Origin of the sequence: Nocardiopsis sp. ATB16-24, from assembly GCF_030271535.1 — a bacterium.
Lineage (GTDB): Bacteria > Actinomycetota > Actinomycetes > Streptosporangiales > Streptosporangiaceae > Nocardiopsis.
Window position 1 is genome coordinate 1 of sequence record NZ_JASCXJ010000051.1, and the last position, 571, is coordinate 571.

Consider the following 571-nt stretch of genomic DNA (forward strand, 5'->3'; position numbering starts at 1 on the left):
CTTGCGGCCTAACCCTTCGGGGAGGGAGTGAGTGAAGGTGGGGCTGGCGATTGGGACGAAGTCGTAACAAGGTAGCCGTACCGGAAGGTGCGGCTGGATCACCTCCTTTCTAAGGAGTCTTTTGCAGACCAACGTCATGTCGATGTGTTGGTCGGACTCGAAAGTGGACCCGCACCCGTGTCCGTCTTCTCGCCCTGGTGGGCGGGTGGGCGGAGCCTCCCGCCTGTGGGCGGGGTGGTGGGGTGGGGGGTGGTTTGGAGATTGTGTCATCGGACCTGGCCCCTGGGTGTGCTGGAAGCGCCTGGGGGGCGCGCTGTTGGGTGTCTGAGGAAGCAACCTCCTGGCCTTGGGGTCAGGGTGTGTTGGTTCCCGCGGACCGCCTCTGCGAACTCGTGGAAGTAGGGTGCCGGGCCTCCGTGGTGGGGGTGTGGTGTCGGCTTCTGTGTGGTGGTGGGGTGTGCGGTTGGTGTTTTGATTTGTGAATAGTGTGCGCGAGCATCTTGTTATCTGTAGTGGCCAAGTGAAAGTGGCATACGGTGGATGCCTTGGCACCAGGCGCCGATGAAGGACG

At 62.3% G+C, this 571-nt stretch carries 1 rRNA gene; it reads left to right on the plus strand.

Features of this window, described 5'->3' with window-relative positions:
• Window positions 1-109, plus strand: a 16S ribosomal RNA gene (locus PFX91_RS23065); the annotation flags it as partial.
• Between the last annotated feature and the right edge of the window lie 462 nt (window positions 110-571).